Genomic DNA, 23708 nt, shown 5'->3' with positions numbered 1-23708 from the left:
ACGATGCCGTTACGGACCCATGAGACCTGGCCCCACGGCGCAATCATGCTGGACGCAGAACACACGCGTTTTGCCTTGTGGGCGCCAGATGCGTTTTTTGTCAGTGTCGAACTGGAAGATGGACAATCCTTGCCACTACTGCCCCAGGCCGATGGCTGGTTCGTGATCAAGACGCGTTGCCCCGCCGGCACGCGTTACCGCTACAACATCGACGGAGAGATTGAAGTACCCGACCCGGCCTCCCGCGCACAGGCCGGTGACCTTCATCTGCACAGCGTGGTGGTCGATCCCCTCGCCTACACCTGGCAACACCGCACATGGCTGGGTCGGCCATGGAACGAGGCGGTGATCTACGAGTTGCATGTCGGTGCGCTGGGCGGTTTCAGCGAAGTCGAACAGCACCTCGAGCGCCTCGCGGCGTTGGGCATTACGGCCATCGAGCTGATGCCCATTGCGCAATTTCCCGGTGAACGGAACTGGGGCTACGACGGCGTGCTGCCCTACGCGCCCCAGGCTTCCTATGGCACCCCCGAACAACTCAAGCACCTGATCGACACCGCCCACGGCCATGGTCTGGCGGTGATCCTCGACGTGGTCTACAACCACTTCGGCCCGGACGGCAATTACCTGCATCGCTATGCCAAGGCGTTCTTCAATGAAGACAAGCACACACCCTGGGGCGCGGCCATCGACTTCCGGCGCCGCGAGGTGCGCGACTTCTTCATCGAAAATGCGTTGATGTGGTTGCTGGAGTACCGCTTTGACGGTTTGCGCTTTGACGCGGTACACGCCATCGAAAGCCCGGATTTTCTTCAGGAACTGGCGCAACGGATTCGCCAGCAGACCAATCCGGCGCGGCATGTGTGGCTGACGGTCGAGAACGAACACAATCAGGCCAGCTTGCTACAGGAAGGTTTTGACGCGCAGTGGAACGACGACGGCCACAACGCGTTGCACGTGCTGCTGACCGGTGAAACCGATGCCTATTACGCCGACTACGCCGACAACCCCACCGAACAATTGGCCCGCTGCCTGAGCCAGGGCTTCGTGTTTCAGGGCCACACCAACCGCCATGGCGAAGCCCGCGGAGAGCCCAGCGGTCACTTGCCACCCACGGCGTTCGTGCTGTTCTTGCAGAATCATGACCAGATCGGCAATCGCGCGTTCGGCGAACGGCTGCACCAACTGGCCCATCCCGACGCGTTGAAAGCCGCGACAGCGTTGTTGCTGTTGTCACCGATGATCCCGCTGATGTTCATGGGCGACGAATTCGCCGCGCAAGCACCGTTCCTGTTCTTCACCAGCCATCACGGCGAACTCGCAGAATTGGTTCGCGAAGGACGACGTAACGAGTTTTCCGCGTTCAGCGCATTTGCCGATCCGGACAAACGCGAGCAGATCCCCGACCCGAACGCGCAGCAGACGTTTGAAGACTCCCGTCCGAACCTGACGGCGAGCCGACACTCCGCCATTTACGAGCTGTATCGCCAACTGTTGCAGATCCGTCATGAGCAGATCATCGCCCGCTTGCCGGGCGCCCACCCGTTGGGGGCGGACGTACTGGCACAAGGCGCCGTGACGGCGCGCTGGCAACTGGGCGATGGCAGCCTGCTGCGCATTGACCTGAACCTCAGCGACAAGCCGGTGGTCCACTCCCCGCAGGCCAACGCTTCGTTGTTGTTCGAACACCCGCCGAAGTCCGCCGACCTGCTGGATCAGGGCACGCTTGCCCCGTATTGCGCGCTAGTCAGCCTCACGCCCGCAGCCCCTTTGCCAACCCCGGATGGAGAGCGCCAATGAGCGATGCGCAACTGGAAATACTGGCCAGCCGAGCTGGCCTGGCGGTCGACTGGATCGACGCCAACGGCCGCCCACAGAAAGTCGCTCCATCAGTGTTACGCAATGTCCTGACCGGACTCGGCCACCCGGCCGGCAGCGCACAGGAAATCGACGCCAGCCTGCTTGAATTGCTGCAGGTGCAACAGACCCGGCACCTGCCGCCGCTATTGACCGCCGACTTTGGCGTGGGCCTCAGCCTGGCGCATTACTTTGAACCGCAAACCCCCTGCGAGATCCACCTCGAAGACGGCTCGCGACTCAGCCTGAAACTGGATGCCGAGGCGATGTTGCCCGGTCTGATCCCGATCGGTTACCAGCACGTCAGCATTGACGGGCAATCCTTTACGCTGGCCGTGGCACCGACGCGCTGCTACAGCGTCGGCGATGCCGTCGACAGTCCGATCCCGCGCGCCTGGGGCCTCAGCGTGCAGTTGTATTCGCTGCGCCGTCCCGGCGATGGCGGTTTCGGCGATACCCAGGCACTGGAGGATCTCGCCCGGGTGGCCGGTGAACGTGGCGCCGAAGCGTTGGCGATCAGTCCGCTGCACGCGATGTTCAGCAGCGACACCCAGCGCTACAGCCCTTATTCACCATCCAGCCGTTTGTTTCTCAACAGCCTGTACGCCGCGCCCGGCGCGATCCTTGGCGAGCGAGCGGTGCGCGCGGCGATTGATGCCACGGGACTCGCCGCTGAACTCAAGCACCTGGAAGAATTGCCCCTGATCGACTGGCCCGTCGCGGCTGAAGCCAGGCATCGTCTGTTGCAGGCGTTGTACGAAGGCTTTGTCCAGGGCGAACACCCGCTGCATGCCGACTTCAGCAGTTTCCGCCACGCTGCCGGCGAAGCCCTGGAAAACCACTGCCGCTTCGAAGCCATCCAGGAAGACCGCGCGGCCAAGGGTGAAAACCTCGACTGGCGCGAATGGCCCGAGCAATGGCGCGATCCGCGCAGCGCGGCGCTGGCCGAATTCGCCGAAGAGAATGCCGGGCGCATCGGCTTCTTTACCTTCTGCCAATGGCTGATCACCCGATGCCTGGAGCGCGCGCAAACCGCGGCCCGCAGCAGCGGCATGAGCATCGGTTTGATCGCTGACCTGGCGGTGGGTGCCGACGGCGGTGGCAGCCAGGCCTGGAGCCGCCAGGACGAATTGCTCGCCTCCCTGACCGTGGGCGCGCCGCCGGACATTCTCAACCGCACCGGCCAGGGTTGGGGGATTTCCGCGTTCTCGCCCGAAGGTCTGGTGCGCAACGGCTTTCGCGCCTTCATCGAAATGCTCCGGGCCAACTTCGCCCACGCCGGCGGCCTGCGCATCGATCACGTCATGGGCCTGCAACGGCTGTGGGTGATCCCCAACGGCGCATCACCCGCTGACGGTGCTTACCTCTATTACCCGGTTGACGATCTACTGCGCCTGCTGACCCTGGAATCCCATCGGCATCAGGCCATCGTCCTAGGCGAGGATCTCGGGACGGTGGCGGACGGTCTGCGGGAAAAACTCATCGCCCGCTCGATTCTCGGCATGCGCGTGATGTTGTTCGAACAGGACAACGCGCACTTCAAACCGATCCTCGACTGGCCGGACAACGCCCTGGCAACCACCAGCACCCACGACCTGCCCACGCTCAATGGCTGGTGGCATGGCCGCGATATCGACTGGAACGCCCGACTGGGGCTGGTCGATGCCCACAGTGAAATCGAGTGGCGCCATCATCGCGAACGGGAGCGCGAAGGGCTGCGTCGGGTGTTGAGGGAAGACCCGCAGAACTTCCGCGAGGAGTCCCACGAAACCGATCAGGTGCTCGACGCGGCCATTCGTTTCCTTGGTCATACCCGCGCGCCGCTGGTGTTGCTGCCGCTGGAGGATGCCCTGGGCATCGAACAGCAGGCCAACCTGCCCGGCACCATCGACACTCATCCCAATTGGTCGCGACGCTTGCCCGGTGCCAGCGAAGCGCTGCTCGATGACCCGGACGCCGCCCGGCGCCTGGAACTGCTCGCTTGCGCGCGACTTCAGGCCGCCGAGCGTGACCGATGAATCAGCAACGCATTCAACCGCTGCGCGCGACGTTGCGATTGCAGTTTCATAAAGGCTTCACGCTCGACGATGCGGTGCCGCTGGTGGCGTATTTCGCCAGCCTCGGCATCAGCCATGTCTACGCCTCGCCGTTGCTGAGCGCCCGCGCCGGCTCCATGCATGGCTATGACGTGGTGGACCCGACCACGGTCAACCCTGAATTGGGTGGCGAAGCGGCGTTGCGGCGGCTGGTCAGCGCGTTGCGTGCGCAGAACATGGGGCTGATTCTCGACATCGTCTCCAACCACATGGCCGTCGGCGGCGGCGATAACCCCTGGTGGCTGGACTTGCTGGAATGGGGACGCCTGAGTCCTTATGGCGAGTTCTTCGACATCCAGTGGCATTCGCCCGACCCGTTGATGGAAGGCCAGCTGCTGTTGCCCTTCCTCGGCAGCGATTACGGCGTTGCGTTGCAGGACGGCACCCTGCCCTTGCGCTTCGATGCACGACACGGCGCGTTTTACGTCGAACACTACGACCATCATTTCCCGATTTGCCCGATGAGTTACGGCGAACTGCTGAAAGCCGATGACGAGCAACTCAAATCACTGGCCGACCGCTTCAGCACCTTGAGTTATCAGACCGACGCCCACCGTCTGGCGATGCCGTTGAAAGACGAGCTGCGCGAACTCGCCAGCGACCCGGCCGTGCTTCAAACCATCGAACAGAACCTGAAAGCCTACGATTCGCTCACACCGGACGGCTTCCAGCGTCTGCATCAGTTGCTGGAGCACCAGAGCTATCGCCTCGCCAGTTGGCGCACGGCAGCGGACGACATCAACTGGCGGCGCTTTTTCGATGTCAACGAACTGGGCGGCCTGCGCGTGGAACGTCCGGCCGTGTTCGAAGCGACCCACGCAAAAATCTTCGAACTGGTGGCTGAGGGCCTGATCGACGGATTGCGCATCGACCACATCGACGGCCTTGCCGACCCGCGTGGTTACTGCCGCAAACTGCGGCGCCGGGTCGACAGCCTGGCGCCGGGTCGGCACTTGCCGATCTACGTCGAGAAGATCCTTGGCGAGGGGGAAACCCTGCACAGTGACTGGTCGGTGGATGGCACAACCGGTTACGAATTCATGAACCAGTTGTCGTTGCTGCAGCATGATCCCGCCGGCGCACAAACCCTGGGTGAACTGTGGAGTCGCTACAGCGAACGGCCCGCCGATTTTCGTCAGGAAGCGCAGCTGGCGCGTCAGCAAATCCTCAATGGCTCCCTTGCCGGCGATTTCGAAAGTGTCGCCCAGGCCCTGCTGCAAGTGGCCCGGGACGACCTGATGACTCGCGATCTGACCCTCGGTGCGATTCGGCGGGCGTTGCAGGAATTGATCGTGCACTTTCCGGTGTACCGCACCTACATCAGCCCCCGTGGGCGCTCCGCGCAAGACGATGTGTTTTTCCAGCAAGCCATGGAGGGTGCGCGGCAAACCCTTGGTGAGGCCGATTGGCCCGTGCTCGATTGCCTCGCCCGCTGGCTGGGTGGTGAACCGTGGCGCAAACGCCCGGTAGGTCGCCCGCGCAAGATCCTCAAGCACGCCTGCGTACGTTTTCAGCAACTGACGTCCCCGGCGGCGGCAAAGGCCGTGGAAGACACCGCGTTCTATCGCTCGGCGGTTTTGCTGTCGCGCAACGACGTGGGTTTCAGCACCGAGCAATTCAGCGCACCGGTGGCCGACTTCCATGCCGCGTGCCTCAATCGCCTTGAAGAATTCCCCGATAATCTGCTGGCCACCGCGACCCATGACCACAAACGCGGCGAAGACACCCGCGCCAGGCTGGCGGTGTTGAGCGAACGCAGCGCGTGGTTTGCCGAGCAGGTGTTGCTCTGGCGGACGCTGGCCCGGCCGCTGCGCGAAGACGATCAGATGCCGTCCCCGGGCGATGAGCTGATCCTGTATCAAGCACTTCTCGGCAGCTGGCCACTGGATCTGCGCAATGACGATCAAGCGGCGTACGAGCATTACGCTCAACGTGTGTGGCAGTGGCAACAAAAAGCCTTGCGCGAAGCCAAGTTGCAAAGCAGCTGGAGCGCACCCAACGACGCTTACGAACAAGCGTGTCACCAATTCCTCGAACGCCTGCTGCTCAGCCCTGAAGGTGAACGGCTGCGCGCAGGCCTCGGTAAAGCGGCGATGTCGATGGCTGCACCCGGTGCACTCAACGGCCTGGCGCAAACCCTGCTGCGCATGACCGTGCCGGGCATACCGGACCTTTACCAAGGCAACGAGTATTGGGACTTCTCGCTGGTCGACCCGGACAACCGCCGCCCGGTGGATTACGCCAGCCGCCAACACGCTACGGACAGTGCTCTGGACCTGCCTGATCTGCTGGCGAACTGGCGAGACGGGCGTATCAAACAAACCCTGATCGCCCGCACGTTGAACCTGCGCGCCGAGCATGCCGAGCTGTTTCAGCGAGGGTCGTATCAAGCGCTGGAAGTGGTCGGCAGCGAGGCGCACCGGGTGTTGGCATTTGCGCGTTCGTACAACCAGAAGCAGGCTATCGTGATCGTACCGATACGCTGTGCAGGCCTGCTGGAAAACAGCGCCGAACCCCGGGTCGGCGCGCAGCAGTGGGGTGATACGCGGGTCAAATTACCGTTGACCACCCCTGACGACAATCTGAAGGGACTTTTTTCCAGCGTCGCAGTCACAGAACACAAGGAGCTGATGCTTAGCGCCGCGCTGGGGGATTTCCCGGTCAATCTCTTTATCCAACTCTGCACGAAAGCTTGAGTTCAGTTCAGGAGCATAGCGATGAGTACCGACGAAAAACGCATTCGCCAATTTGCCTATCAGATCTGGGAATCGGAAGGAAAACCGGAGGGCGAGGAAGCCCGTCATTGGGAGATGGCTCGCAAGCTGGCTGAAGCCGAAGCCCTGGCCCCAGGCAAATCGCCCAAGGCGGCCGGCAGCAAAACGGCGGGCAAGTCCGCCGCCAGCAAAGCCGCCAACGGCAAGGCTGGCGAGCCCAAAACCAAAGCCAAGGCTAAACCGGCCGCTGGGGCGTCGGTGATTCCGCCTGGCGAAAAATCCACCGAGAAGAAACCTCGCGCAGGGCGAAAACCGCCTGCGGTCTGACGCTTCCCGGCATTGTCCTGACTGACCTCGTGGCGGGCTCGCTCGCTACCGTGGACGCGTTCGTCCCCGATAAAACATTGAACACTGTAGGAGCGAGCTCGCTCGCGATGGAATCAAGAGCGCCGCGTTTATTCAGACGAGGCGCGTAATCGTTAACGTCCATCGCGAGCAAGCTCGCTCCTACAAAAAGCATTAGCCCTTTTTGCAGGAGCACCTATGACCAGTCCGAAAAAATCCGCGCCAGAACCTCAGGCCGAGGCCTCGCGAATTCGTGAAGGTTTGCCCTTCCCGCTCGGCGCAACCTGGGATGGTCTGGGGGTCAACTTTGCGTTGTTTTCCGCCAATGCAACCAGAGTCGAGCTGTGCATTTTCGATGACGCCGGCGAGGTCGAACTGGAGCGCATCGAACTGCCGGAATACACCGATGAGATCTACCACGGTTACCTGCCCGACGCCCATCCGGGGCTGATCTACGGCTATCGCGTCTACGGTGCCTATGATCCGGCCAATGGGCACCGCTTCAATCACAACAAACTGCTGATCGACCCCTACGCCAAACAACTGGTCGGCCAGTTGAAATGGTCTGAAGCGCTGTTTGGCTACACCATTGGCCACCCCGATGCCGACCTCAGTTTCGACGAGCGCGACAGCGCGCCGTTCGTGCCGAAATGCAAAGTCATCGACCCGGCGCACACCTGGGGCCACGACCACCGTGTCAGCGTGCCGTGGGACAAGACGATCATTTATGAAACTCACGTGCGCGGCATCAGCATGCGTCACCCTTCCGTCCCCGAGAACCTGCGTGGCACCTTCGCCGGGTTGATGGTCGATGACGTGCTGGAACACATCCGCAAACTCGGCGTGTCGTCCGTGGAATTGCTGCCGATTCACGCGTTTGTGAATGACCAGCATTTGCTGCACAAAGGCATGACCAATTACTGGGGCTACAACAGCATCGCGTTCTTCGCCCCGGACCCGCGCTACCTGGCCAGCGGCAAGATCGCCGAGTTCAAGGAGATGGTCGCGCACCTGCACGAAGCCAATCTCGAAGTGATTCTCGACGTGGTCTACAACCACACCGCCGAAGGCAACGAACAAGGCCCGACCCTGTCCATGCGCGGCATCGACAACGCCTCGTACTATCGCTTGATGCCCGACGACAAGCGCTTCTACATCAACGATTCCGGCACCGGCAACACCCTGGACCTGAGTCATCCGTGCGTGCTGCAAATGGTCACCGACTCCTTGCGCTACTGGGCCACGGAAATGCACGTCGACGGTTTCCGCTTCGACCTGGCAACCATTCTCGGCCGCTACCACCACGGCTTCGACGAGCGTCACAGCTTCCTCGTCGCCTGCCGTCAGGATCCGGTGCTGCGTCAGGTGAAGATGATTTCCGAACCCTGGGATTGTGGCCCCGGCGGTTATCAGGTCGGTGGTTTTCCGCCTGGCTGGGTCGAGTGGAACGACAAATTCCGCGACACCGTGCGCGCGTTCTGGAAAGGCGACGACGGCCAACTGGCGGACTTCGCCAGCCGCATGACCGCTTCCGGTGAAATGTTCAACCAGCGCGGTCGGCGGCCATACGCCTCGTTGAACTTCATCACCGCTCACGACGGTTTCACCCTCAACGATCTGGTGTCGTACAACGACAAACACAACGAAGCCAACGACGAAAACAACCAGGACGGCAGCAACAACAACCTCTCCTGGAACCACGGCGTCGAAGGCCCGACCGACTATCCCGAGATCAATGCGCTGCGCCAGCGGCAGATGCGCAACTTCTTCGCCACGCTACTGCTGTCCCAGGGCACGCCGATGCTGGTGGCCGGTGACGAATTCGCCCGCACTCAGGAGGGCAACAACAACGCCTATTGCCAGGACAGCGAGATCGGTTGGGTCAATTGGGATTTGAGCGAAGACGGCAAGGCCTTGCTGAAGTTCGTCAAACGCCTGATCAAGTTGCGTCTGGCCTACCCGATCCTCCGTCGCGGACGGTTCCTGGTGGGCAATTACAACGAGGACATCGGCGTCAAAGACGTCACTTGGCTCGCACCGGATGGCAGCGAGATGAGCATCGAGCAATGGGAGGAAGCACACGGCAAATGCCTCGGCATGTTGCTGGATGGCCGGGCACAGGAAACCGGGATTCGCCGCAAGGGCGGTGACGCGACGTTGTTACTGGTGGTCAACGCGCACCACGACATCGTCAACTTCACCCTGCCCGAAGTGCCGGATGGCGGTTTCTGGACTTGCATGATCGACACCAACCAACCGTCGATCCGTGGTCAGGAACGCTTCGAGTTCGGTCACGAATATTCCGTCACCGGCCGTTCGCTGCTGCTGTTCGAATTGCAGCATGAGGAAGAAGAGTGAAATGGACCTGCAGGCCTTTCTCCATCGACAGTCAGCGGACTACGCCGATACACGGGCGCTAGGCCGGTGCTTGCGGGAACTGGTCGCGGCCGGTCTCGATCAGCTGCCGCTGCCGGGCAGCGGCCAGACACTGGAGCGCTTTCTGCGACTGGCCGAGGTCGGCGGGCATGATCTGGGGTTGTGCAAGTTGTACGAGGGTCATACCGATGCCCTGGCGATCATCCAGCAACTTGGCGGTTCGCCCACGCCGTCCAGCACCTGGGGAATGTGGGCCGCCGAGCCGCCGGACGCGCGGGTGCGGGTCAGCCCTCAAGGCCAGAGGGTTGCGCTGAACGGAAGCAAGGCCTGGTGTTCGGGCGCGGCGGTGTTGAGTCACGCGTTGCTGACGGCGTGGGATGAACAGGACCGCCAGCAATTGGTAGCGGTGGCGCTGGATCAACCTGGCGTGACCATTACCGATCAAGGCTGGCAAGCGCTGGGCATGGGCGCCACTGGCAGCGTTGAAGTGCTGTTCGATGGCGCCGAAGCGCAGGCCATCGGCAATCCCGGCGACTATCTGCAACGCCCGGGCTTCTGGCAAGGCGGGATCGGCATTGCGGCGTGCTGGTACGGCGCGGCGCAAAGTCTCGCCGAACGTCTGCGCAGTCACTGCGGCCATCGCGAAGAACCCCACGCCCTCGCCCACCTCGGCGCAGTCGACAGCGCGCTGTATGCGGCGGCAACGGTGTTGCGATTCAGCGCATTGAGCATCGATGCCGCGCCACAGGACGACGCCGAACGCCTCGCTCGCCGCACCCGGGCGGTGGTTGAAAATGCCGTCGAACAGGTGATCCGGCACGTTGGCCACGCCCTCGGCGCTGGTCCTTATTGCAAGGACCGGCAGTTCGCCCGATTGATCGCCGACCTGCCGGTGTTCCTGCGTCAAAGCCACGCCGAACGCGATCTCGCCGCCCTCGGCAAGCACGTCATCAAAGGAACATGGACGTTATGAAAGCCAATCCCATCGTCGGTCAGGGCACGCCCTTGCGCCTGTGGCAAACCTCCAGCCATCTGGCGCAATTGCCGGTGATCGACATCCTTGATCTGGTGCCCGAAGGCTCTCGCGCGGTGATCATTGCCCCGCACCCGGACGACGAAGTGCTCAGCTGCGGCGGTTTCCTGCAATTGCTCGCCGCCGCTCAGCGGCCGTTGCAACTGATTTCGGTGACCGACGGCAGTGCCAGCCACCCCGGCTCCCGGCGCTGGCCGGTCGAGCGCTTGAGCGCGGTCCGTCCGCAAGAATCCGTCGAAGCCTTGCGTCGTCTCGGCCTGCCGTTGCACAGCCTCAAGTGGTTGCGCGGCGGGTTCGCTGACAGTCAGGTCGCGGCGCGGGAAACGCAATTGGGGGAATTCATCGAACGTCACCTGCGCCCCACCGATGTGGTCTTCACCACTTGGCGCGAAGACGGTCATTGCGATCATGAAGCGGTTGGGCGCGCCAGTGCCGCGGCGGCGAAACGTGTCGGCGCAAAGATGCATGAACTGCCCGTCTGGACGTGGCATTGGGCAACCCCTGAAGACTGCCTGGTGCCGTGGCAGCGAGCGCGAAAAATCCTGCTGACCCCGCCGCTGGTTGCGCGCAAGCGTCATGCCATTCATGCCTTCGCCAGCCAGTTGGAAGGCGACCCGCACATCGGCTTGCCGCCCGTACTCGCGCCCTACGTGCTCGATCGTTTGCTGCAACCGTTTGAGGTGGTGTTTCTATGAGTGTCGAGGATCGCTATTTCGACGGGTTGTTTGCCGGCAGCGACGATCCCTGGACGTTTCGTCAGCGCTGGTACGAACAGCGCAAACGCGCGATCACCCTCGCCGCATTGCCCCGTCCCCGCTACCGCTCCATTTTCGAACCAGGCTGCGCCAACGGTGAGTTGAGTGCCGAGCTGGCCACCCGTTGCGATCGCCTGTTGTGCTGCGACACCGCAGCCGCCGCCGTGACGCTGGCCAGAACTCGCCTGGGTCTGTTCGACCACGCCGAAGTGCGCCACAGCCGCTTGCCCGGCGACTGGCCGAACGAACAGTTCGACCTGATCGTGCTCAGTGAAGTCGGTTACTACCTGGACGCTGATGACCTCAAACACCTGATCGAACACGCCGCGCAGTCGCTGACCGCCGATGGCCAGCTCCTGGCCTGCCACTGGCGCCCACCGATCGATGGCTGCCCGCTTAACGCCCGGCAGGTTCACGACGTATTGCACGAGCATCTGCACCTGCCGCGCCTGGTCCTGCATCAGGAAGCCGACTTCCTGCTGGAACTCTGGAGCCGCGAACCACGCTCTGTGGCGGCTCTTGAGGGCTTGCGATGATCGGTATTCTGATCCCGGCGCATAACGAAGAAGCGTTGCTGGAAGACTGTCTGCAAGCCGCGCTGCGTGCCGCGCAACATGAGCTGTTGGGCGGTGAGACGGTCGTCGTGCTGGTGGTGCTCGACAGTTGTACCGATCGATCGTCCGACATCGTCGGCAGTTACCCGGTGCACTGCCTGGAAATCAATGCACGCAACGTCGGCCAGGCCCGGGCTGCGGGTGCGCGGTTTTTACTGGAGCGCGGGGTGCGCTGGATTTCCTGCTCCGACGCCGACAGTCGCGTCGCCCATGACTGGCTGGTGGCGCAACTGTCGCTCGAGGCGGACGCGGTGTGCGGCACGGTCACCGTGGAAGCGTGGGATGAATCGTTCGGTGAATCGGCACAGATTCGTTATCACCAGCACTATCAGCACCGTGAGGGACACCGGCATATTCACGGCGCCAATCTCGGGATCAGCGCCGACGCTTACCGACTTGCCGGTGGTTTTGAACCCCTGGCGTGCGATGAAGACGTGCAACTGGTGCGGCAGCTCGAACGCTGCGGCGCGACCATTGCCTGGAGCCAGCGACCTCAGGTGCTCACCAGTGCGCGACTGGACAGTCGGGCCCGGGGCGGCTTCGGTGATTACCTGCGCGACCTGGTGCAACCCGGATAAAAAACGTACCCGATCGAACATCGACGCGACGAATAGCCTTACTTGAGCAATACTCTGCTCGCCGCAATCCAGGATCGGGAGCGCGGCACATTGCTATCAACGAGAACAAGGACGTAGCCCGATGAAACCTGTTTCCATCAGCGACAGCAGCCTGTCAGCCCAGATCTGGAATAACGCTCCTCAGCTGGACAATGTTCCGGTCATCAACACTCAGACCCTGGTCCCCTCCGGCGCACGCGCCGTGGTCATTGCACCGCATCCCGGTGACGAAGTCGTGACTTGCGGCGGTCTGCTGCAATTACTCAGTGCCCTGGGCCATCCCCTGCAACTGATCTCGATCACCGACGGCAGCGCCAGTCATCCGGGGTCGCAGCAGTGGTCGGAGAAACGCCTCAGCGTGTTTCGTCCCCAGGAAAGCGTCGAAGCCTTGCGCCGGCTCGGATTGCCGATGCACAGCCTGAAGTGGATTCGCGGCGGTTTCACCGACAATGCCCTCGCCGAGCGCGAGCTTCAAATGACCCAGTTCATTGCCCGCTACCTGCGGCCTGGCGATGTGGTGTTCACCACCTGGTGCGAGGACGGCAATGTCGATCATGACGCCGTGGGCCGCGCCAGCGCCAAAGCCGCGGCTTCGGTCGGGGTCGCGTTGAACGAAATGCCGGTCTGGGCCTGGCACTGGCCATCGCGCGATCAAGGGTTGATCCCTTGGCACCGCGCACGCAAGGTCCGTCTCGATACCTGGACCGTCGCGCGCAAAAGCCACGCCACTCACGCCTACGCCAGCCAGCTCGACGGCGAACCGGCCATCGGCATAGCCCCGATGCTGCCACCGGTACTGCTTGAGCGCATGCGGTTGCCGTATGAAATCGTGTTCGTCTGAACTACCCCAAACCCCCGTGGGAGCGGGCTTGCTCGCGAATGCGGTGTGTCAGATGGCATCAGTGTTGAATGACAGACCGCATTCGCGAGCAAGCCCGCTCCCACATGGGTCAAGGGGGCATTCGAACTGAACTGCCCGCACCGGTTTCAGTCGCATACATAAGTAACCCCGATCCATAGGAGTGAAAGTGAGCGACGATCCCAAACGGCAGTCCGTCGACTCGGTGCCATTGAACACGTCCCCGGCGATTCATCGACTTCGGGTGCTGACGGTCAACACCCACAAGGGTTTCACCGCATTCAACCGACGCTTCATTCTTCCGGAACTGCGTGAGGCGGTACGCAGTACGTCGGCGGACCTGGTGTTCCTGCAGGAAGTCGTCGGTGAACACGAGCGGCATTCTTCCCGTTTCAACAATTGGCCACGGACCTCGCAATACGAGTTTCTGGCCGACAGCATGTGGAGCGATTTCGCCTATGGGCGCAACGCGGTTTACCCCAATGGCCACCACGGCAACGCACTGCTGTCGAAGTACCCGATCCGCGAGTATCGCAACCTCGACGTCTCGATCACCGGTCCCGAGCGCCGAGGACTGCTGCATTGTGTGCTGGACGTCCCGGGCCACACCGAAGTCCATGCGATTTGCGTGCACCTGAGCCTGTTGGAAAGCCATCGCCAGTTGCAGCTCGAATTGCTCTGCCTACTGCTGGAATCCCTGCCCGACCGTGCACCGGTGATCATCGCCGGCGACTTCAACGACTGGCAGTTACAAGGCAATACCGCCCTCGGCCGTCGCGACTACCTGCACGAAGCCTTCGAACGCCACCATGGTCGCCCTGCCAAAACCTATCCGGCGCGGTTTCCGTTGCTGCGCCTGGACCGGATTTATCTGCGCAATGCCAGTAGTCACGACCCGCGGATATTGGGCAGCAAGCCGTGGACGCATTTGTCGGATCATTTGCCATTAGCGGTGGAAGTGCATTTGTAACGCGGCCGCGCCCCCCGTTTGCTGAAGCACTATTGACAGCAATTTGAGGGTGAATGTGATCGGAAATCCCGTGAGTCCTACTGAGCGCCTTACCGATGGTCGGCTGCCGAACACCTCTGAATCACGGCCTCCACGATGATTTTTCGTACAAACAAGAACTTAGATAAGCGCAGAAAAACAATCAGTTGCATTCGCTAATTTAGTCATACCGCTCATCGTTCATTTTCTTGACGCGGGGCCGTGAGTCTTCTTAGCTACACCGTACTACCCCCGGAAGTATCACCTGAGGCAAACCATCAGACACCCGTGAAAACGGGCGGGCCGAGGCTTGCCCCAATCCATTCGGTCGCCCCTCAATCAGGGGTAGGAGAGACGCCAGAGCGAGATGCCACATGCGACTGCAAGGTAGACCCCCATGAGAACTTCATTCACCCCACAAGAGATCAAAGTCACTTTTTGCACGGTATCGAGTTCACTCCTGCTGTGCTCATCCATGGAAGTGCAGGCCTCGCCTGCCGCGGAAGAAACAACCCCCTGGTATGACCAGGAGGTCCCGGTGCTTACCTTGCCCACTCTCGCATCTACCTACCCCGGCCGCTTCAGTGCCAACCCTGATTTGCGAAGTTCACACCTGACGATCGAAGACGTTGCGCCTTCGGCCTGGGATCAGCTTTACGGACAGGCGTCGCGGCAGGCGCTAACCGATTACCAGTCCCAAGGCTTCACGCTTCCTGGCGCCAATCAATTCAAAGGCCCGGCGATTCTCACCCTGCAAAGTGGCAGCGGCCATACCCAGCAGATCGGTTTGATCGGCGGCACCAGTCAGTTCCAGAGTAACGGCAACGGCCTGCTGACCAGTCGCGCCCTCGCCGCCCCCGACACCGACACGCTTAACCTTGAAGGCCAGAGCCTGGGCGCCTACTGGAGCCTGACCGCCCCCCAAGGCTGGCACGTGGATTTGACGGCCAGCGGAGGTCGGGTCAACGGCGTCAGCCGAAACGAACAAGGCGCCCGGCAAGTCACTGAAGGCAGTGCAGTCACCTTCTCGGTGGAAGGCGGCTTTCCGATTGGTCTGAGCGACAACTGGGTCGTCGAACCCCAGGCGCAGTTGATCAATCAGCGAATCACGCTGGACACGCCCTATGCCGGATCGGGAAATGCCTCGTCCAGCGACCTGAGCGCCTGGAGCGGCCGGGTCGGTGCACGGTTGAAAGGTAGTTACGACATCAACGGTCTGGCGGTTGAACCGTATGTGCGGACCAACTTGTGGCATACGGTGTACACCGGCAATACCGTGACCCTCGATCAGGTCGACAAGATCAGCAGCAGCCGCTACTCATCGACCGTCGAAGTGGGGTTGGGGCTGGTGGCCAGAGTGACACCCGCGGTGAGTCTGTACTTCAGCGCCGATTACAGCAGTGATGTGGATGACAATGATTTGAATGGTTTGATTGGCAGTCTGGGTGTGCGGATGCGTTGGTGAGGGACTGACTTCAAGAGGTGTGTTGTCTGGTCTACCGCTTTCGCGAGCAAGCCCGCTCCCACAGGACAGCGTGATCCCTGTGGGAGCGGGCTTGCTCGCGAAAGCAGCGACGCGGTTTTAGATCAACCCTCCGGCCGCAACATCAACACCGCCAACGGCGGCAAGTTCAGCACCAGCGACAACGCCTGGCCGTGGCTCGCCTCTTCCTCGGCATACACCCCGCCGCTGTTCCCGTAATTCGACCCGGCATACATCGCCGCATCGCTGTTGATCACCTCAGTCCAGCGCCCGGCAAACGGCACGCCGATCCGATAGCTCTCGCGCGGCACCGGCGTAAAGTTAGCCACCACCAACACCGGCCGCCCGTCTTTGCTCCAGCGCAGGAACGCATAAACGCTGTTGATCGCATCATCGCCAATCAACCACTGGAACCCTTGCGGTGCGTCGTCCTGCCCATGCAAGGCGGGTTCTTCGCGGTACAACCGGTTCAGGTCACCAACGAGTTTCTGCACGCCTTTGTGTTCCGAATACTGCAGCAAGTACCAATCCAGCTGCTGGTCGTGGTTCCACTCGCGCCACTGACCAAATTCGCAACCCATGAACAACAGTTTCTTGCCCGGATGCGCCCACATGAAGCTCAGGTAAGCCCGCAGGTTGGCAAATTTCTGCCAGCGATCACCGGGCATCTTGTCGATCAGCGAGTGTTTGCCGTGGACCACTTCGTCGTGGGAAATCGGCAGGATGAAGCGTTCCGACCAGGCATACACCAGACCGAAACTCAGTTCGTTGTGGTGATGCGCGCGATACACCGGGTCCTGCTGGATGTAATGCAGCGAATCGTGCATCCAGCCCATGTTCCATTTGTAGTCGAAGCCAAGGCCGCCCTGTTGCGTGCTCTGGCTGACGCCGGGCCACGCCGTGGATTCTTCGGCGATCACCAGCGCGCCAGGCGCTTCCAGGTTGACCACGTCGTTGAGGTGGCGCAGGAAGTCGATCGCTTCAAGGTTTTCGCGACCGCCGTGGCGGTTCGGCACCCACTCACCGGCCTTGCGCGAGTAATCGCGATACAGCATCGACGCCACCGCATCGACGCGCAGGCCGTCGACGTGGAAATGCTTGAGCCAGTGCAACCCCGAGGCCAGCATGTAGCCGTGCACTTCGGTACGCCCGAGGTTGTAGATCAGCGTGTCCCAATCCTGGTGGAAACCCTCCTGCGGGTTGCCGTATTCGTACAGCGCAGTACCGTCGAATTGCGCCAGACCGTGGGTATCGGTCGGAAAATGCGCCGGGACCCAATCGAGGATGACGCCGATGTCGGCCAGGTGGCAGGCGTTGACGAACGCCGCGAAATCATCCGGCGAACCGTAACGGGCGCTCGGGGCGAACTGTGAGAGCAGTTGATAGCCCCACGAGCCGCCGAACGGGTGCTCCATGATCGGCATCAGTTCAATGTGGGTGAAACCCAGTTCCTTGACGTACGGAATCAACCGTTCGCCCAGCTCATGCCAATTGTACTGACGGGCCACTTCGCCCAGATCGTCCAGCTCGCACTGCCAGGAACCGGCGTGCAATTCGTAGATCGACAGCGGTGCACCGGGGTGTGAACGCTCGACCCGTGCCTGCATCCACTCGTGGTCCTGCCAGTCGATGTTCAGCGGCGAAGCCACTCTCGACGCGGTGTCCGGCGGCATCGAGGTGGCCAGCGCCATCGGATCGGCCTTGAGCGGCAGAATGCCGTGGGCACCGAGGATCTCGTACTTGTAGGCCTCGCCTGCCTGCATGCGCGGGATGAACAACTCCCAGACGCCGGTAGGGTGACGCAGGCGCATCGGGTGCCGACGGCCGTCCCAGTTATTGAAGTCGCCAACCACCGACACCCGTTTGGCGTTCGGTGCCCACACGGCGAAACGCACGCCGTCGATACCCTCGACGTTTTTCAACTGAGCACCGAGGCAACTGCTCAGGTCACGGTGATTGCCTTCGGCGAACAGGTACAAGTCCATTTCACCGAGCAACGGACCGAAGCTGTAAGGGTCTTCGGCAACCTGTTCGCCGCCCGCCCAACGCGTGCGCAGCACATACGGCTGCGCCCGATCGAAATGCCCGACAAACAGCCCGGGCGTTTCAGTGGCTTCAAGCGCGCCGAGTTCTTCCCCGGAGTCCTTGGCCAGTACCTGTACGCTCAACGCGTCAGGCAGATAAGCCCGAATGAACTGCCCGCCGGCGTCATCGCCATGGGGGCCGAGAATTGCAAAGGGGTCGTGATGCTGGGCGCGTACCAGCGCGTCGATGTCCCGCGATCTGGGCAGTAACGCCTCTTTAGCGTGACCCTGTTCCTTGTTCGAGAAACTCATGACTACTCTCCACCAAGATCGGAAAAGGGTTTAAGCCCACTCAATAATCCATATAAACCGTGCAACGGCACGGGCAACCAGGTGGGCCGATTCTCTGCCTCATAGGCCACCTCATACGCCGCCTTTTCCAGACCGAACAACGCCAGCGCGGCGTCCTCGCCTTCCGGATCTTGCCACGCATGAGCAAGACTAGCTGCCGCCAGCCGATAGGCGTCGACAAATGTCTGTTTGGCTTCATTTAAATAGCGGTCGGATACTCGCTGACGGGCGGCTTGCGCTTCGGCGGTGTTATCGACGTTATGCACGTTGATCGCCATGGCTGCCGCGTAGTCGAACGAGCGCAAGACGCCGCTGACATCCTTGTACGGGCTGTGCCTGCCGCGCCGTTCGGCCAGTGGTCGCGCCGGTTCACCTTCAAAGTCGATCAGGTAAGCATCGCCCTTGATCACCAGCACTTGCCCCAGGTGCAAGTCGCCATGGACGCGAATCCGCAAGCCACCGGTCGCCTTTCTGCCCAATTCCTGAACGTGGCTGAGGATGGCTTTTTTGTTGTCCAGTAAACGAGTGACCAGGGCTTTGTCCGCCGGGTTCAGTTCGTTTTGATGCTGCTGGAGCAACTTCAGCGCGTGCTCCAGTTGCGCCGCGACATCCTTGGCCGAGGCCAAGGCATCTTTTTGCGTGGTGACTTGCGGGGCGAAGTCCGGGTTGTCGGTCGGCGCTGCCAGGACCTGATGCATTTCCCCCAGACGCTGACCGAGCATGCCGGCAAAGTCGCGCAGTTCGCCCAGCGCGTTGTAATGCTGTTCCTGCTCGGACATGGCATCGGCGAGTTCGTCGCGCAATGCCCGTTCGAGGTTGTTCTGCGTCCATTCCCACGCATCGCCCTGATTGCTCAGATAGCCTTGGGCGATCATCAGCAGGTTGTCTTCGCCCTTGGCATCGCGGCGGACCACCGAACCCAGCAATGGCGAGATATTGGCGAAGCCTGCACCGGTCAGGTACGCGCTCATTTCCAGTTCCGGGTGCACGCCCGAGGCGACCTTGCGGATCAGTTTGAGCACCAGACTGCTGCCGATCACCACTGAACTGTTGGACTGCTCGGCAGAGAGATAGCGCACTTCCGATTCAGCCGTCAGGCCCAGTCTGGCCAGCTCTGCAGTCGGCTCGAAACGAATCTCGCCACCATCGGAAGGCAACACGGTGTTGTCCTGCATGCCTTGCAAGACTGCGCGGATGAAGTGTTCAAGGCTAAATGCATCGGTGATCAAACCCACCTGCGGACCGCGTCGCACCCGAGACAACGCCAGTTGCTGCGGCAACGCCGGGCCGACCTGATCATCCGCGATGAAGCCGAACGGCAGCTGATAACGGCTGGTCTGGCCGCCGCTGGTGACTTCGATTTCACTCAGCAGTACCGGATGCTGCGCATCACCGAAGCGCACACCGTAGGTCAGATTGACCTTATCGATGGCTGCGTCCTTGCCCGCGAACCAGCGCCGGTTCTGCAACCAGCTCGGCAGGATGCCCTGCTCCAGCGTGCCGCGTGAAGGCGCTTCGAGCAGTTCTTCCATGCGTTTTTTCAGCACCAGGGTGGTGAAGTCCGGCAGGCTTTGCGCCGGTTCTACGTGCCAGCTAGGCATTTGATTCTCCGCAGCAAGTCCGAACCAATAGAAGCCGTAAGGCGCCAGGGTCAGGAGGAAATTCAATTGGCCAATCGGCGGGAAGGCGTTACCACCGAGCATTTCCACCGGCACCATGCCGGCATAAGCGGACAGGTCCAGCTCCGCCGCTTGCGCACTGCGCGATACGTTGGCGACACACAGGATGATTTCGTATTTGCCATCCGGCCCGGTGAATTCTCGGGTATAGGCCAGAATCCGCCGGTTGCTCGGCGACAGCATTTTCAGGGTGCCGCGTCCGAACGCCTTGGACTGCTTGCGCACCGCGAGCATGCGTCGGGTCCAGTTCAACAACGAGTGCGGGTCGCCGGCCTGGGTTTCGACGTTGACAGACAAGTAACCGTATTGCGGGTCCATGATCGGTGGCAGCACCAGGCTGGCCGGATCGGCGCGGGAGAAACCGCCGTTACGGTCGATTGACCACTGCATCGGCGTACGCACGCCATCGCGGTCGCCGAGGTAGATGTTGTCGCCCATGCCGATTTCATCGCCGTAATACAGGGTCGGTGTGCCGGGCATCGACAGCAGCAGGCTGTTGAGCAGTTCCACACGGCGACGGTCGCGTTCCATCAACGGTGCGAGGCGACGGCGAATCCCCAGGTTGATCCGCGCCCGACGGTCGGACGCGTAGTAATTCCACAGGTAGTCGCGTTCCTTGTCGGTGACCATTTCCAGGGTCAGCTCATCGTGGTTGCGCAGGAAAATCGCCCACTGACAGTTGGCCGGGATTTCCGGGGTCTGGCGCAGAATATCGGTGATCGGAAAACGGTCTTCCTGGGCCAGCGCCATGTACATGCGCGGCATCAACGGGAAGTGAAACGCCATGTGGCATTCGTCGCCGTTGAGGCCTTTTTTATCGGTGTCACCGAAGTACAACTGCGTGTCTTCCGGCCATTGGTTGGCCTCGGCGAGCAGCATGCGGTCGGGGTAGTTGGCGTCGATCTCGGCACGGATCTGCTTGAGGACGTCGTGGGTCTCCGGCAGGTTTTCGTTGTTGGTGCCGTCTCGTTCGATCAGGTACGGGATAGCGTCCAGGCGCAGACCGTCGATGCCCATGTCGAGCCAGTAGCGCATCACCGACAACACGGCTTTCATGACCTGCGGGTTATCGAAATTCAGGTCCGGCTGGTGCGAATAGAAACGGTGCCAGAAGTACTGGCCGGCGACCGGGTCCCAGGTCCAGTTGGATTTCTCGGTGTCGAGAAAGATGATGCGAGTGCCGTCGTATTTCTGATCGTCATCGGACCACACGTAGAAGTCCCGCGCCGCCGAACCGGGTTTGGCTTTGCGCGCACGCTGGAACCAGGCGTGCTGGTCCGAGGTGTGGTTGATGACCAGTTCGGTGATGACCCGCAAGCCACGCTTGTGGGCCTCGGAAATAAAACGTTTGGCATCGGCCATGGTGCCGTAATCGGAATGCACGCCGCGGTATTCGGCAATGTCGTAGCCGTCATCGCGCCGTGGCGACGGGTAGAACGGCAGGAGCCAGATGGTGTTGACACCGAGGTCGGCGATGTAATCGAGTTTGGCGATAAGACCGGGAAAGTCACCGATCCCGTCGTTGTTGGAGTCGAAAAAAGACTTAACGTGAACCTGGTAGATCACTGCATCCTTGTACCAGAGCGGGTCCTTGATAAAGGTGGCTGCCTTGGGTTTCTTCGCCATTTGAAACTCCTGTTGAATTCGAAAAACCCGCTGAGCCGATCACAGATCTCCAACGCGATGATTGACCTGTGGGAGCGGGCTTGCTCGCGAAAGCGATCGATCTGCCAACATTTGATGTTGAATGTGATGGCCTCTTCGCGAGCAAGCCCGCTCCCACAGGTTTTGCGTCTAGACGGTTATGCGCCAAATCCCGAACGGCTGATGCGCCGGGTCGATCCGCATGAACTGGTACTTGCCGTGCCACGTCCAGCGATGACCGCTCATCAAATCTTCTCCCTGAGTGCTGGCGTCGTCGGGCAAACCCATTTCCCACAGCGGCAACTCGAAATTCGCTTCCTGAACGTTATGCGGATCTAGGCTGACCGCCACCAGAATGAAGTTGCTGCCATCCTCGCTGCGTTTGCCGAAATATAGAATGTTGTCGTTCCAGGCGTTGTAGATCGTCAGGCCCAGATGCGTGTGCAAGGCCGGGTTCTGCCGACGAATGCGGTTGAGCTGGGCGATCTCGGCGATGATGTTGCCCGGCGCGTTGAAGTCCCTGGGGCGGATTTCGTACTTCTCGGAGTTGAGGTATTCCTCCTTCCCCGGCACGGGTGCGGCTTCACAGAGTTCGAAACCTGAATACATGCCCCACAGCCCGGAACCCATGGTCGCCAGGGCCGCACGGATCAGAAAACCGGCGCGTCCGGACTCATGCAGAAACGCCGGGTTGATGTCCGGTGTATTGACGAAGAAGTTCGGCCGATAGCATTCGCGCCACGGCGATTCGTTGAGCTCGCTGAGATAGGTCGAGAGTTCGTACTTGGTGTTGCGCCAGGTGAAGTAGGTGTAGCTCTGCGAATAACCGACCTTGCCCAATCGCGCCATCATCGCCGGCGTGGTGAACGCTTCGGCGAGGAAGATCACTTCCGGGTACAGCGCCCGCACATCGGCAATCAGCCACTGCCAGAACGGCAACGGTTTGGTGTGCGGATTGTCGACGCGAAAGATCTTCACGCCCTCTTCGACCCAACCGACCACGATGTCGCGCAGTTCGACCCAGAGGCTGGGAATCGCCTCGGCGGCATAGAAGTCGACGTTGACGATGTCCTGGTATTTCTTCGGCGGGTTCTCGGCATATTTGATCGTGCCGTCCGGCCGCCAGTTGAACCAGCCGGGGTGCTGCTTGAGCCACGGGTGGTCCTGGGAACACTGGATGGCAAAGTCGAGCGCGATTTCCAGGCCATGGTCAGCGGCTGCGGCCACCAGCCGACGAAAGTCTTCGCGGGTGCCCAGCTCCGAGTGAATCGCCTCGTGCCCGCCCTCTTCGCTGCCGATGGCATACGGGCTGCCCGGATCGTCAGGGCCGGCGGTGAGGGAATTGTTCGGGCCTTTGCGGTAGCTGCGACCGATCGGGTGGATCGGCGGGAAATACAGCACGTCGAAGCCCATGTCCTGGATCATCGGCAGCCGCGAATGCACGTCATTAAAGGTGCCATGGCGAGCCGGGTCGTCGGTGATCGAACGCGGAAACAACTCATACCAACTGGCGAACTGCGCGAGTTCACGCTCAACGTCCAGCGGATACTCGGGGCTGAGGCTTAAATAGGCGCGGTGATCGGCCTGAGCCATCAGGTCGGCGCTTCGCTGGTGCAGAAACAGCGCCACCTGCTCGATTTCGAGCAGTCCGGCCAATTCATGCTGCAACTCCGCGAGCGCTTCGCTGAGTGGCCCCTCTGTGCGTTCGGCCGCTTGCTGAACCAGGCTTCGCCCTTCCTGCAACTCCAGACTCACCGGCACTCTGGCCGTGTGCTTCTTCTCCAGTTCGTAGCAGAAGCTGGCGAACTGATCGATCCAGGCCTCGATACAGAAGACATAGCGGCCCTGTGATCTCACACGAAATTGCCCCTGCCAGCCGTTATTGCCCAGGTCGGCCATGGCCTCGCTTTGCCAGGTTTCATCACTCTCGGCACGCCAGCGCACACGCACGGCGAGTTTATCGTGGCCATCGGCAAACACTTTGCTCGTGACCACCACGTCCTGTCCTACCACTGCTTTGACGGCGAATTGCCCGCCATCAAGCGTTGGCATGGTGTCTTCAATGGCGATACGCGGCAGCAGTAGAGCCTGCGACAGCGGCATGTGAGGGTTGTAGTTCAGCTCTGTCGGTTTTTCGGCAGTCATCGAGCATCTCTCCTGTACGCCCCATGGACGCTCTTGTGCAGGTCGTCATTCGCGCAAGGCCGTCGGCCCCGAAATGAACTCACTTAGGTTCCGAGCGACAGGCCCCGGTAAAGTTCACGGGGATTTGC

15 protein-coding genes are annotated in these 23708 nt (G+C 61.3%); 12 read left to right on the top strand and 3 right to left on the bottom strand.

What is annotated here, in order from left to right; genetic code table 11:
- Positions 1 to 3: 3 nt before the first annotated feature.
- From treZ to ACA073_RS12890, 12 genes are all read left to right on the top strand, one after another.
- Positions 4 to 1800 (top strand): malto-oligosyltrehalose trehalohydrolase, encoded by a 1797-nt coding sequence (gene treZ / locus ACA073_RS12945; RefSeq protein ID WP_497403916.1) that lies wholly within the window; start codon positions 4 to 6, stop codon positions 1798 to 1800.
- Positions 1797 to 3875 (top strand): 4-alpha-glucanotransferase, encoded by a 2079-nt coding sequence (gene malQ / locus ACA073_RS12940; RefSeq protein ID WP_497403914.1) that lies wholly within the window; start codon positions 1797 to 1799, stop codon positions 3873 to 3875. The genes treZ and malQ overlap by 4 nt, the downstream gene beginning before the upstream one ends.
- On the top strand, positions 3872 to 6649 hold the full coding sequence (locus tag ACA073_RS12935; protein WP_497403912.1) for a malto-oligosyltrehalose synthase: 2778 nt from the start codon (positions 3872 to 3874) through the stop codon (positions 6647 to 6649). The genes malQ and ACA073_RS12935 overlap by 4 nt, the downstream gene beginning before the upstream one ends.
- 21 nt (positions 6650 to 6670) lie before the next feature.
- A complete protein-coding gene (locus ACA073_RS12930) occupies positions 6671 to 6994 on the top strand; it encodes a DUF2934 domain-containing protein (protein WP_497403911.1) in 324 nt (107 codons plus the stop codon).
- Between the two features lie 216 nt (positions 6995 to 7210).
- Positions 7211 to 9370 carry a glycogen debranching protein GlgX gene (glgX, locus tag ACA073_RS12925; protein WP_497403909.1) on the top strand — a complete coding sequence of 720 codons (2160 nt, stop codon included), beginning with the start codon at positions 7211 to 7213 and terminating at the stop codon, positions 9368 to 9370.
- 1 nt (position 9371) lies between these two features.
- Positions 9372 to 10361, top strand: coding sequence for an acyl-CoA dehydrogenase family protein (locus ACA073_RS12920; RefSeq protein WP_497403907.1), 990 nt, complete (start codon positions 9372 to 9374; stop codon positions 10359 to 10361).
- Positions 10358 to 11116: a PIG-L deacetylase family protein gene (locus ACA073_RS12915; protein WP_497403905.1), complete on the top strand. Its 759-nt coding sequence runs from the start codon at positions 10358 to 10360 to the stop codon at positions 11114 to 11116. Before ACA073_RS12920 ends, ACA073_RS12915 begins: the two co-directional genes overlap by 4 nt.
- Positions 11113 to 11712 carry an SAM-dependent methyltransferase gene (locus ACA073_RS12910; protein WP_497403904.1) on the top strand — a complete coding sequence of 200 codons (600 nt, stop codon included), beginning with the start codon at positions 11113 to 11115 and terminating at the stop codon, positions 11710 to 11712. The genes ACA073_RS12915 and ACA073_RS12910 overlap by 4 nt, the downstream gene beginning before the upstream one ends.
- Complete coding sequence (locus ACA073_RS12905) at positions 11709 to 12368, top strand: glycosyltransferase family 2 protein (RefSeq protein ID WP_497403902.1); 660 nt, start codon at positions 11709 to 11711, stop codon at positions 12366 to 12368. The genes ACA073_RS12910 and ACA073_RS12905 overlap by 4 nt, the downstream gene beginning before the upstream one ends.
- A gap of 121 nt (positions 12369 to 12489) precedes the next feature.
- Positions 12490 to 13248: a PIG-L deacetylase family protein gene (locus ACA073_RS12900; RefSeq protein WP_497403900.1), complete on the top strand. Its 759-nt coding sequence runs from the start codon at positions 12490 to 12492 to the stop codon at positions 13246 to 13248.
- Between the two features lie 187 nt (positions 13249 to 13435).
- A complete protein-coding gene (locus tag ACA073_RS12895; protein WP_497403898.1) occupies positions 13436 to 14236 on the top strand; it encodes an endonuclease/exonuclease/phosphatase family protein in 801 nt (266 codons plus the stop codon).
- A 415-nt stretch (positions 14237 to 14651) separates the two neighbouring features.
- A complete protein-coding gene (locus ACA073_RS12890) occupies positions 14652 to 15719 on the top strand; it encodes an autotransporter outer membrane beta-barrel domain-containing protein (RefSeq protein WP_497403896.1) in 1068 nt (355 codons plus the stop codon).
- 122 nt (positions 15720 to 15841) lie between these two features.
- Here the strand turns inward: ACA073_RS12890 and glgB are convergent, their stop codons facing one another.
- The 3 genes from glgB to ACA073_RS12875 form a co-directional block, all read right to left on the bottom strand.
- Complete coding sequence (gene glgB, locus ACA073_RS12885) at positions 15842 to 18073, bottom strand: 1,4-alpha-glucan branching protein GlgB (RefSeq protein WP_497403894.1); 2232 nt, start codon at positions 18071 to 18073, stop codon at positions 15842 to 15844.
- Positions 18074 to 18075: 2 nt separating this feature from the next.
- Complete coding sequence (gene treS / locus ACA073_RS12880; protein WP_497403893.1) at positions 18076 to 21417, bottom strand: maltose alpha-D-glucosyltransferase; 3342 nt, start codon at positions 21415 to 21417, stop codon at positions 18076 to 18078.
- A gap of 168 nt (positions 21418 to 21585) precedes the next feature.
- Positions 21586 to 23580: an alpha-1,4-glucan--maltose-1-phosphate maltosyltransferase gene (locus ACA073_RS12875; protein WP_497403891.1), complete on the bottom strand. Its 1995-nt coding sequence runs from the start codon at positions 23578 to 23580 to the stop codon at positions 21586 to 21588.
- Between the last annotated feature and the right edge of the window lie 128 nt (positions 23581 to 23708).

This window comes from Pseudomonas sp. LBUM1670, from assembly GCF_059695695.1.
The sequence above is the reverse complement of the archived record's forward strand: the minus strand, read 5'-3'. Positions and strand labels throughout refer to the sequence as shown.

Bases quoted from the DNA above. Each gene is read 5' to 3' on its own strand.
- treZ (WP_497403916.1), top strand. From the start codon at position 4: ATGCCGTTACGGACCCATGAGACCTGGCCCCACGGCGCAATCATGCTG.
- malQ (WP_497403914.1), top strand. From the start codon at position 1,797: ATGAGCGATGCGCAACTGGAAATACTGGCCAGCCGAGCTGGCCTGGCG.
- ACA073_RS12935 (WP_497403912.1), top strand. From the start codon at position 3,872: ATGAATCAGCAACGCATTCAACCGCTGCGCGCGACGTTGCGATTGCAG.
- ACA073_RS12930 (WP_497403911.1), top strand. From the start codon at position 6,671: ATGAGTACCGACGAAAAACGCATTCGCCAATTTGCCTATCAGATCTGG.
- glgX (WP_497403909.1), top strand. From the start codon at position 7,211: ATGACCAGTCCGAAAAAATCCGCGCCAGAACCTCAGGCCGAGGCCTCG.
- ACA073_RS12920 (WP_497403907.1), top strand. From the start codon at position 9,372: ATGGACCTGCAGGCCTTTCTCCATCGACAGTCAGCGGACTACGCCGAT.
- ACA073_RS12915 (WP_497403905.1), top strand. From the start codon at position 10,358: ATGAAAGCCAATCCCATCGTCGGTCAGGGCACGCCCTTGCGCCTGTGG.
- ACA073_RS12910 (WP_497403904.1), top strand. From the start codon at position 11,113: ATGAGTGTCGAGGATCGCTATTTCGACGGGTTGTTTGCCGGCAGCGAC.
- ACA073_RS12905 (WP_497403902.1), top strand. From the start codon at position 11,709: ATGATCGGTATTCTGATCCCGGCGCATAACGAAGAAGCGTTGCTGGAA.
- ACA073_RS12900 (WP_497403900.1), top strand. From the start codon at position 12,490: ATGAAACCTGTTTCCATCAGCGACAGCAGCCTGTCAGCCCAGATCTGG.
- ACA073_RS12890 (WP_497403896.1), top strand. From the start codon at position 14,652: ATGAGAACTTCATTCACCCCACAAGAGATCAAAGTCACTTTTTGCACG.
- glgB (WP_497403894.1), bottom strand. From the start codon at position 18,073: ATGAGTTTCTCGAACAAGGAACAGGGTCACGCTAAAGAGGCGTTACTG.
- treS (WP_497403893.1), bottom strand. From the start codon at position 21,417: ATGGCGAAGAAACCCAAGGCAGCCACCTTTATCAAGGACCCGCTCTGG.
- ACA073_RS12875 (WP_497403891.1), bottom strand. From the start codon at position 23,580: ATGACTGCCGAAAAACCGACAGAGCTGAACTACAACCCTCACATGCCG.